Here is an 8,801-nt window from a genome sequence, read left to right as displayed (position 1 = left end):
CCTCGTCGGCGCGGGAAGCGCGGGCCGGCCTGGCGGCGCGGGCCGAGGCGGCGGCCGAGAAGCTGACCGAGACCGAGGCAAACCTGCGTGAGACGGCGCAGATGTCGCCGGAAGAACTGGGCCAGAAGCTGCAGGACGACGCCATCGCCCGCCCGCCCGACGCCGCAGGGGCCGAGAGCCTGCTGTACGGACTGGAACGCGAGCGCGAGGCGCTGGGCGCGGTCAATCTGCTGGCCGAGGACGAGGCCAACGAGTACGGCGACCGGCTGCAGACCATGAAGGTCGAGCGCTCCGACCTGACCCAGGCCATCGCCAAGCTGCGTGACGGAATCGACGAGCTGAACGCCGAGGGCCGCGAGCGGCTGGTGGCGGCCTTCGACGTCATCAACGACAATTTCAAAAGCCTGTTCGAGGCCCTGTTCGGCGGCGGCCAGGCCGAGCTGAAGCTGGTCGAGAGCGACGATCCGCTGGAGGCCGGGCTGGAGATCTACGCCTGCCCGCCCGGCAAGCGGCTGTCGGTGATGAGCCTGATGTCCGGCGGCGAACAGGCCCTGACCGCCGCGGCGCTGATCTTTGCGGTGTTCCTGGCCAACCCGGCCCCGGTCTGCGTGCTGGACGAGGTCGACGCCCCGCTGGACGACGCCAACGTCGACCGCTTCTGCCGCATGCTGGACGAGATGCGGAAGCGGACGGACACCCGCTTCATCGTCATCACCCACAACCCGGTGACCATGAGCCGGATGGATCGCCTCTACGGCGTCACCATGCCGGAGCGGGGAGTGAGCCAGCTGGTCAGCGTCGACCTGACCCAGGCGGAAGAGATCGTGGCGGCGTAATCCTCCCCTTCAGGGGAGGGGGAGGAACTAGCGCCCGATGACTTCCGTCCTGACGAACCACCCGAAGATCGCCGGGCCCTCGATGACATACCGCCGGAACATCCGGCGCGGCTGGCTCAGCAACCGGTGCAGCCATTCCAGCGACAGGCGCTGGAACAGGCGCGGCGCCCGCTGCTGGCGGCCGGTGAGGAAGTCCACAGAGGCGCCGACGCACAATGTCACCCCGTGCGACCGGCCCGCCGCGCGCAAGGCGTGGGCGAACAGTTCCTGCTTCGGGAAGGAGACGCAGGCCAGCAGCACGTCCCACTCGGCGTGGGCGGCATGGCCGACGGCGGCGCGCCAGCCGAGCGTGCCGGGCGTCAGCATCGGCGCCTCGAGGAATTTCAGGGTCTGGCGCGGATAGCGGGCGGCCAGATCGTCGAAGGCGGCGCGGTCGGGGCCGAAGACGGCGATGGTCAGGCCCTCGGCGGCGGGCGAGGCCAGCAGGTCGGCGGTCATGTCCGAACCCGGATAGACCGGCAGGGCCACGCCGCGCAGCCGCGCCAGATGGCTGAGGATGCGGCTGTCGCAGACCTTCAGGTCAGCGCCCTCATAGACGTCGCGCCCGACCCGGCCGTCCATCAGCTTGACCACATGGTCGACATTGGGCGTGACGACATAGCCATACGCCCCGCGCGCCATGTCCAGCACGCGGGCCAGGGTCTGCGGCCGGTCGCCGTCGGCGAAATCGAGGGTCATGAAGCGGGCCATGGCGACAGTCTGGTCGCAATGCGGTCAACGCCCGGTTACGATGGGGCATGAAAACCGCGATCAAGGCCGCCGTGGTCGGCGTCCTCCTGCTGGCCTCGCCCGCCTGCGCCGGACCGACGACGCCGGACGGCCCACGACTGGTGCTGACCGGAGTCGGGCGGTTCGCGGTGCTGGCCGACCTGTCCACCATCAGCCGCGACGGCGACCGGGTGCGGATGCGGTCGTTGCAGGTGACGGAGGCGGACTTCACGGCGGGCGGGCAAACCTATTGGGGCGGCTGGTCGTGGTGGGCGTTCGACTGCCGGGCGCGCACGGCCGACCGGCTGGACTTCGCCTCGGTGCGCGAGGGCGGCGCCGAGGGGCCGTCCACCCCGGACACGGCCCCCGCCTATCCCGCCGCGCCGAGCGGAGACGCGGCCGAACTTCTGGCCGTCGCCTGCGACCCGGCCTCGGCCGGCGAGGCCGACGCGGACAACCTCGAGGACGCGGTCAGGATCGGCCGGGCGGCGTTGCGTCTGGCGAACTGAGCCGGTCGGCGGCGAACCGCTCCCGCGGCAGGGCCTCGGGGCAGTCGTCGCGCATGAAGGCCAGCATCTTCTCGCGGATCTCGCAGCGCAGGTCGAAGGCGGTCGCGGCGTTGCGGGCGCTGGCCAGACAGCGGACCTGGGCCGTCCGGTCGGTGATGTCGGTGACCTGAAGACTGGCCACGTCGCCGTCCCAGAACAGGCTGGCGCGGCAGATGCGTTCGAGTTCGGCCCGCAGCCGTTCGATCGGCGCCTCGTAGTCGACATAGAGGAAGGCCGAGCCGATCAGGCGCGTCGACTCCCGGGTCCAGTTCTGGAACGGGGTGTTGATGAAATAGCTGAGCGGCAGGATCAGGCGCCGCCAGTCCCACAGCTTGACCACCACATAGGTCGAGGTGATCTCCTCGATGGTCCCGAATTCGCCTTCGACGATGACGGCGTCGTCCAGCCGGATCGGCTGGGCCGTGGCGATCTGGACCCCGGCGACCATATTGGTCAGGAAGGGCTGAAGGGCCAGGCCGGCGATGATGCCGACGACGCCGGCCGAGGCCAGGAGCGACAGGCCCCACTGGCGCACCTCGGCGATGGTCAGCAGGGCCAGCCCCAGGGTGACGACGCCGATCAGCAGAGCCGCCACCCGCTGCAGGATGCGGGCCTGGGTGACGTGCTTGCGGGCGACCAGATTGTCCTCGGTCTCCATGTTGAAGCGGCGCAGATAGACCACCGCCCACATGTCCGAGGCCCCGATCAGCATCCAGCCGACGGTCAGGATGAAGGCGAACAGCAGGGTCTGGCGGATCAACAGCGACGGTTCGGGGTCCAGCGGCGAGACGGTGACCGCCAGGGCCATGGCGGCGATCATCACCGCGATCCGCACCTTCAGCCGCGCCCGGCCGACCGTGCCGCGCCAGAAGACGTCGCGTTTGCGCACGGCCAGCTTCAGCAGGGCGAAGACAACCTGGTTCGCGGCCCAGCCGATGAAGACGAAGCTGCCGACGATGATGGCGATCACCGCCCATTCCGGCAGCCACCAGAGCTCGCGCCAGAGGCGGAAGATCTCGCGGGTCAGGTCGGTGACGAACGGAGGCATGGGTCCTTTCGGGCGCGGCGGGCCGACTTATCCATAATCGATTTCACGGCGGAGGTTTGCATAACGTCGCTTTCCGCGAATAGTGCGGTCGGGGATTTGAGGGGATTGTTCCATGAATACAATACTTAAGATTGCAGCTGTCGGCGCATGCCTGTTTACCGCGACTTCCGCGATGGCGCAGGATACGACCGCGGGACTCGACGGTCCGATGCGGCAGGTGTTCGCCGCGCCGGCGGTGGCGGGATACATGACGGCGCCGACCGACGACGGGGCGCTCAAGCGGACCTGGACGTGGCTGTTCCTGAAGGACGCCATCCCCAGCGGGGCCGACACCCTGGCGCTGGAATGGGAGATCGACTGCACGGCGCGGACCGCCCGGACGGTGCGGACCGTTCTCTATACGGGCGCGACCCACATGAAGACCGACGGCGGAGCGGCCGAACGCTCGGCGCCGCCGGCGGGTTCGCCCGGCGCGATCACCCTGGAGGCGGCCTGCGCTCCCGCAGAACGGGCGCGGACCACGCCGGTCGCCAACGCCGCCGCCGCCCGGACCGCCGCCAACGCCCTGTTCGCCGCGCCGGCCCAGAACGCCCGGCGGTAGCTCAGGCGGGCCGGGCCGCCGACTCGACCATGTCGGCCAGCGAACGGGTCGCATCGGGCAGGGCCGCCGCCCGCGCGCCGCGGCTCATCGCCTCCAGCCGCGCCGGATCGCCGAGGATGGCCGCCAGCACGGCCGTCAGCCGCTCGACGGTGACCGCGTCCTCGAGGATCACCTCCGCGCCGCCCGCGTCGGCGAGGCCGGCGGCGTTGAAGCGCTGGTGGTCGTCCATGGCGATCTTCAGCGGGATCAGCACCGACGGCAGGCCGGCGACGGCCAGTTCCGAACAGGTCGAGGCCCCGGCCCGGCCGATGACCAGGTGCGCCGCCGACAGCCGCTGGGCCATGTCGCGGAAGAAGGGGGCGACCTCGGCGTCGATGGCGGCGTCCAGATAGATCTTGCGCGCGGCCTCCAGCGTCTCGGGCCGCGACTGCTGCTGCACCTTCAGCCGGGACCGGATGGCCTCGGGCAGGGCCGCCAAGGCCCGCGGCGCGGTCTCGGACAGGATGCGCGCGCCCTGGCTGCCGCCGGTGACCAGCACGCGGATCGGCTCGCCGGGCGCCGGGGCCTTGAAGGGCCGGTCGAACAGGGCGCGGATGTCGGCGCGGACCGGATTGCCGATCAGGCTGACCCGCGCGCCGACGCCCTCCGGGACCTTCTGCAGATTGGGGAAGGACGAGGCCACGGCGCCGACATAGGGCGCCAGCCAGCGGTTGGTGCGGCCCAGCACGGCGTTCTGCTCGTGCAGCAGGGTCGGACGGCGCTGGCTCAGCGCTGCCAGCAGCGCCGGGGCCGACGGATAGCCGCCGAAGCCGACCACCACCGCCGCGTCCAGCCGCTTCAGGGCCGCCCGGGCCTGGAAGACGCCGCGCACGATGGTGAGGCCGGCCTTAGCCATCCCGATCGGACCGCGCCCGGTGGCGGCGTCCAGCGCGATCCGCTCCTCGGCCGGAAAGGCGTGAGCGTACTGTTCGCCGCGATGGTCGGTGGCCAGCACGATGCGCCAGCCGCGCGCGGCCAGCTCCCGGGCCAGCGCCTCGGCGGGGAACATGTGCCCGCCGGTGCCCCCGGCGGCGACGACGCAGACTCTCGACATGGCACGCACCTAGGGAAGAATTCGCCGCCGTTGCGGCAGGCTGGCGCCCGGCTCATAGGCGCCCGGGCGGCGACGGGTCAGGGCCAGGGCCAGACCCATGGTCAGACCCATGGCCAGCATCGACGATCCACCGTAGCTGATGAAGGGCAGGGTCATGCCCTTGGTCGGGATCAGGTTCAGATTGACGGCGATATTGATGCAGGCCTGCAGGCCGATCAGCATGAACAGGCCGGCGGCGGCGGTCTGCTCATAGGCGTCGTTCAGCTTCATCGCCCGCTTCATGCCGCGCACGACGATGAAGGCGTAGAGGCCGATCATGGCCAGCGACAGCACCAGGCCGAACTCCTCGGCCCCGACGGAATAGATGAAGTCGGTGTGCAGGTCGGGGACGTGGCGCTTCATCACCCCCTCGCCCACCCCGCGGCCGACCAGGCCGCCGGCGCGGATGGCCTCGGAGGCGCGGTCGATCTGATGGGTATCGGTGGTCTCAGGCGACAGGAAGCGGCTGAGGCGGTCGCGCATGTGGCCGAAGGCGAAATACAGCGACACCAGACCGGCCATGCCGGCGGCGGCGATCACCGCCACCCATTTCAGCGGCACGCCGGCCATGAAGAAGACGGCCATGAAGGTGGTGGTGACCAGCAGGGTCTGGCCGATGTCGGGCTGGATCAACAACAGGCCGACGGTCAGGGCCCAGAAGGCGAAGGCGATGCTGACGCCGGGCACGCCCTGCCCTTTCTGGGCCTCGGCGAACATCCAGGCGGCGAAGACGATCAGGCCGGGCTTGGCGAACTCCGACGGCTGCAGGCTGAAGGGGCCCAGATTGATCCAGCGCGCCGCGCCCTTCACCTCGTCGCCGATGAACGGCAGGGCCATCATGGTGACGATGGCGCCGAGCAGGGCCAGCACCGCGATGCGCCGGACGCCGCGGGGCGACAGCAGCGAACTGGTCAGCATCAGCGCGAGGCCCATCGAGCCCCAGACCATCATCCGCCACGAATAGTGGAACGGGTCGCCGATCGACTGGTCGGCGTTGATGGCCGCCGGGCTGGAGGCGAAGCTCAGCGCCACGCCGAGCGCCATCAGCGTCAGCGCCGCCGCCAGCAGGCCGCGGTCGACGGTCCAAAACCATTTGGCGATCGGGCTCTGGTCGTTGCGCGAAAAGGCGGGGCTGTAGCTTTCCGTCATGACGCGCTCGCGGGCGTTGCGCCGAGGGCGAGGACGGCGGCGCGGAAGGCCTCTCCGCGCGCCTCGAAGTCGGGATACTGGTCGAACGAGGCGGCGGCGGGCGACAGCAGCACCACCTCGTCGCGTCCGGTGGCGGCGGCGGCCTCGGCGGCGGCGTTGACCGCGCTGACCATGTCGCCGCAGATCCGGTGCGGCGTGTCGCCCAGCCGCGCCGCATAAGGCCCGGCCGCCTCGCCGATCAGAAAGGCCTCGGCTACGCGCGGGAACAGGTCCTCGAGGTCGTCGATCCCGCCCGCCTTGGCCCGGCCGCCGGCGATCCAGTAGCTGCGCTCGTAGGAGGACAGGGCCTGCCGCGCGGCGTCGGCGTTGGTGGCCTTGGAGTCATTGATGAACCGGACGCGGCCGAGGGCGGCGACGGGCTCCATGCGGTGGGCGAGGCCGGGGAAGGACAGCAGGCCTTCGACGGCCGTGTCGCGCGGCACGCCGAGCGTCCGGGCGGCGGCGTAGGCGAAGGCGGCGTTCTGGGCGTTGTGGCGGCCGGGCAGCGAGCGGGCGATCGACAGATCGCAGACATATTCGCCGAGGCTGGCCAGGACGCCGTCGATCGCGGTGACGGCGCCGGCCCTCTCGAAGCCGACGCGCCAGTCGTCCCAGTGGTGATGCTTGTGGGTCGTGACCAGGGTCAGGCGATCCGCCCGCCCGACCAGGTCCTCGGCGATGTTCAGCCCGAACGGGTCGTCGATGCCGACCAGGGCCATCGCCGCCGGGCCCTGCGCCTGGAAGATCCGCGCCTTGGCCGCGACATAGCCCTCCATGCCGCCATGCCGGTCGAGATGGTCCGGTGAGACGTTGGTCAGGATGGCGACGTCCGGAGCGAAGCTCGTCGTCAGATCGAGCTGATAGCTCGACACCTCGATCACATAGACGGCGTCCGGCGTCGGCGCCGGCAGGGCGAGGACGCCGATGCCGATGTTGCCGCCGACGTGGACGGTCATGCCGGCCTGCTTCAGCACCCAGCCGATCAGGGCGGTGGTGGTGGACTTGCCGTTGGTGCCGGTGATGGCGACGACCCGGGGCCGCTCCGCCACGGGCAGGGCTGCGAGAGCGCGGGCGAACAGTTCGATGTCGCCGACGATCTCGACGCCCGCCGCCTTCGCCTTGCCCACCGTCCAGTGCGGCTCGGGATGGGTCAGGGGCGCGCCGGGCGACAGCACCAGGGCCGCGAAGCCGGACCAGTCGGCGGCGGTCAGGTCCTCGACCGCGAAGCCCTCGGCCTCGGCCTGCATGCGGCTGGAGACGCTGTCGTCCCACAGCACCGGCAGGGCGCCGCCGGCCTTGAGGGCGCGCGCGGCCGTCAGCCCGGACCGGCCGAGGCCGAAAACCGCGATCCGCCGTCCTTCGAAGCCGGGGACCCGAATCATCTACCTGAGCTTCAGGGTGGCGAGGCCGGCCAGGGCCAGCATGGCCGAGACGATCCAGAAGCGGATCACCACCGTCGACTCCGGCCAGCCCATCTTCTCGAAATGGTGGTGGATCGGGGCCATCAGGAAGATGCGCCGCTTGGTCGCCTTGTAGTAGCCGACCTGGATCATGACGCTGAGCGCCTCGATCACGAACAGGCCGCCGACGATGCCCAGCACCAGCTCGTGCTTGGTGGCCACGGCGATGGCGCCGAGCGCGCCGCCGAGGGCCAGCGAGCCGGTGTCGCCCATGAAGATCTTGGCCGGCGGGGCGTTGTACCAGAGGAAGCCGACGCCGCCGCCGATCATGGCGGCGCAGAAGATGGCCAGCTCGCCCGCGCCCGGGACGTGATGGACGCCGAGGTAGTTGGAGAAGATGAAGTTGCCGACCAGATAGGCGATCAGGCCGAAGGCGGCCGCCGCCATCATCACCGGCACGATGGCCAGGCCGTCGAGGCCGTCGGTCAGGTTCACCGCATTGGAGAAGCCGACCATGGTGAAGGCGGCGAACAGGACATAGAACCAGCCGACGTTGAGCAGCACTTCCTTGAAGAAGGGGAAGGCGATCGAGGTCTCGAGGTTCGGCGTGGTCGGCGAGGCGGTCATCCACAGCACGGTCATGACGCCGGCGATGACCGAGACGATGACCTGGGCCAGCAGCTTCTGCTTCGAGGTCAGGCCCGCGGAGGTCTGTTTCGACACCTTGGCGTAGTCGTCGATGAAGCCCAGCACCCCGAAGGCGGCGGTCACGAAGCTGACGATCCAGATGTAGGGATTGGTCAGGTCGCCCCACAGCAGCACCGCCACGGCGATGCCGGCGAGGATCATCAGCCCGCCCATCGTCGGGGTGCCGACCTTGGACAGGTGCGACACCGGCCCGTCCGAGCGGATCGGCTGGCCCTTGCCCTGTTTGACCCGCATCCAGGCGATGAAGCGGCTGCCCATGGCCACCGCGACGATCATGGCCGTGGCCATGGCCAGGGCGACCCGGACCGTCTGGTACTGGACCAGATTGAGCAGCGGATAGTCCTGCGCGATGTCGGCGTAGTGCAGATACAGAAGGTAAAACATCAGGCGGCTCCTCCGAGCGCGGCGAGGGCCCGGGCGACCAGCGACGCCTTCGAACCGTTCGATCCCTTGACCATGACGATATCGCCCGGCGCAACCAGTTCGGCGGCCTCGGCGGCGAGTTCGGCCGCCGTCTCGCGCCACAGGCCGCGGCGGGCGGGCGGGAGGGCGTCGTGGAGGCGCTTCATCTC

Annotated in this window: 8 protein-coding genes and 2 pseudogenes; 3 read left to right on the top strand and 7 right to left on the bottom strand. The window is 70.3% G+C overall.

Translation table 11 applies throughout. From position 1 onward, the window contains the following. Positions 1–836: pseudogene (locus tag RDU12_RS08730) on the top strand (chromosome segregation protein SMC); the annotation flags it as partial. 27 nt (positions 837–863) lie between these two features. On the opposite strand, the gene RDU12_RS08725 reads toward RDU12_RS08730, so the two are convergent. Then, entirely contained in the window at positions 864–1,586 is a 723-nt protein-coding gene (locus RDU12_RS08725) for a WecB/TagA/CpsF family glycosyltransferase (protein ID WP_300292266.1), read from the bottom strand. Between the two features lie 47 nt (positions 1,587–1,633). On the opposite strand from RDU12_RS08725, the gene RDU12_RS08720 reads away from it, so the two are divergent. Beyond that, positions 1,634–2,113: a surface-adhesin E family protein gene (locus RDU12_RS08720; RefSeq protein WP_300292268.1), complete on the top strand. Its 480-nt coding sequence runs from the start codon at positions 1,634–1,636 to the stop codon at positions 2,111–2,113. Here the strand turns inward: RDU12_RS08720 and RDU12_RS08715 are convergent. Then, positions 2,076–3,200, bottom strand: a complete 1,125-nt coding sequence (locus tag RDU12_RS08715; RefSeq protein ID WP_300292270.1) for a mechanosensitive ion channel family protein — start codon at positions 3,198–3,200, stop codon at positions 2,076–2,078. The genes RDU12_RS08720 and RDU12_RS08715 overlap by 38 nt on opposite strands. Before the next feature lie 172 nt (positions 3,201–3,372). Here RDU12_RS08715 and RDU12_RS08710 point away from each other — a divergent pair, with 172 nt between their 5' ends. Continuing rightward, positions 3,373–3,801: a hypothetical protein gene (locus RDU12_RS08710; RefSeq protein WP_308684457.1), complete on the top strand. Its 429-nt coding sequence runs from the start codon at positions 3,373–3,375 to the stop codon at positions 3,799–3,801. Between the two features lies 1 nt (position 3,802). Here the strand turns inward: RDU12_RS08710 and murG are convergent, their stop codons facing one another. The 5 genes and pseudogenes from murG to RDU12_RS08685 all read right to left on the bottom strand — a co-directional run. After that, complete coding sequence (gene murG, locus RDU12_RS08705) at positions 3,803–4,894, bottom strand: undecaprenyldiphospho-muramoylpentapeptide beta-N-acetylglucosaminyltransferase (RefSeq protein ID WP_308684456.1); 1,092 nt, start codon at positions 4,892–4,894, stop codon at positions 3,803–3,805. 9 nt (positions 4,895–4,903) lie between these two features. Further along, entirely contained in the window at positions 4,904–6,082 is a 1,179-nt protein-coding gene (locus tag RDU12_RS08700; RefSeq protein WP_300293231.1) for an FtsW/RodA/SpoVE family cell cycle protein, read from the bottom strand. Next, positions 6,079–7,503, bottom strand: coding sequence for a UDP-N-acetylmuramoyl-L-alanine--D-glutamate ligase (gene murD / locus RDU12_RS08695; RefSeq protein WP_308684455.1), 1,425 nt, complete (start codon positions 7,501–7,503; stop codon positions 6,079–6,081). The genes RDU12_RS08700 and murD overlap by 4 nt, the downstream gene beginning before the upstream one ends. Continuing rightward, the gene (gene mraY, locus RDU12_RS08690; RefSeq protein WP_300292647.1) at positions 7,504–8,613 is read right to left on the bottom strand and encodes a phospho-N-acetylmuramoyl-pentapeptide-transferase; all 1,110 of its coding nucleotides are present in this window, start codon (positions 8,611–8,613) and stop codon (positions 7,504–7,506) included. It lies immediately after the preceding gene. Continuing rightward, positions 8,613–8,801: pseudogene (locus RDU12_RS08685) on the bottom strand (UDP-N-acetylmuramoylalanyl-D-glutamyl-2, 6-diaminopimelate--D-alanyl-D-alanine ligase); the annotation flags it as partial. The gene mraY and the pseudogene RDU12_RS08685, both read right to left, overlap by 1 nt.

This window comes from Brevundimonas sp. (genome assembly GCF_031082345.1).
GTDB lineage: Bacteria > Pseudomonadota > Alphaproteobacteria > Caulobacterales > Caulobacteraceae > Brevundimonas.
Note: the sequence above shows the minus strand (reverse complement) of the source record. Positions and strands in the feature narration are given on the sequence as shown.

Excerpts from the sequence above, each read along its gene's own strand:
- RDU12_RS08725 (WP_300292266.1), bottom strand. The coding sequence starts at position 1,586 with ATGGCCCGCTTCATGACCCTCGATTTCGCCGACGGCGACCGGCCGCAG.
- RDU12_RS08720 (WP_300292268.1), top strand. The coding sequence starts at position 1,634 with ATGAAAACCGCGATCAAGGCCGCCGTGGTCGGCGTCCTCCTGCTGGCC.
- RDU12_RS08715 (WP_300292270.1), bottom strand. The coding sequence starts at position 3,200 with ATGCCTCCGTTCGTCACCGACCTGACCCGCGAGATCTTCCGCCTCTGG.
- RDU12_RS08710 (WP_308684457.1), top strand. The coding sequence starts at position 3,373 with ATGGCGCAGGATACGACCGCGGGACTCGACGGTCCGATGCGGCAGGTG.
- murG (WP_308684456.1), bottom strand. The coding sequence starts at position 4,894 with ATGTCGAGAGTCTGCGTCGTCGCCGCCGGGGGCACCGGCGGGCACATG.
- RDU12_RS08700 (WP_300293231.1), bottom strand. The coding sequence starts at position 6,082 with ATGACGGAAAGCTACAGCCCCGCCTTTTCGCGCAACGACCAGAGCCCG.
- murD (WP_308684455.1), bottom strand. The coding sequence starts at position 7,503 with ATGATTCGGGTCCCCGGCTTCGAAGGACGGCGGATCGCGGTTTTCGGC.
- mraY (WP_300292647.1), bottom strand. The coding sequence starts at position 8,613 with ATGTTTTACCTTCTGTATCTGCACTACGCCGACATCGCGCAGGACTAT.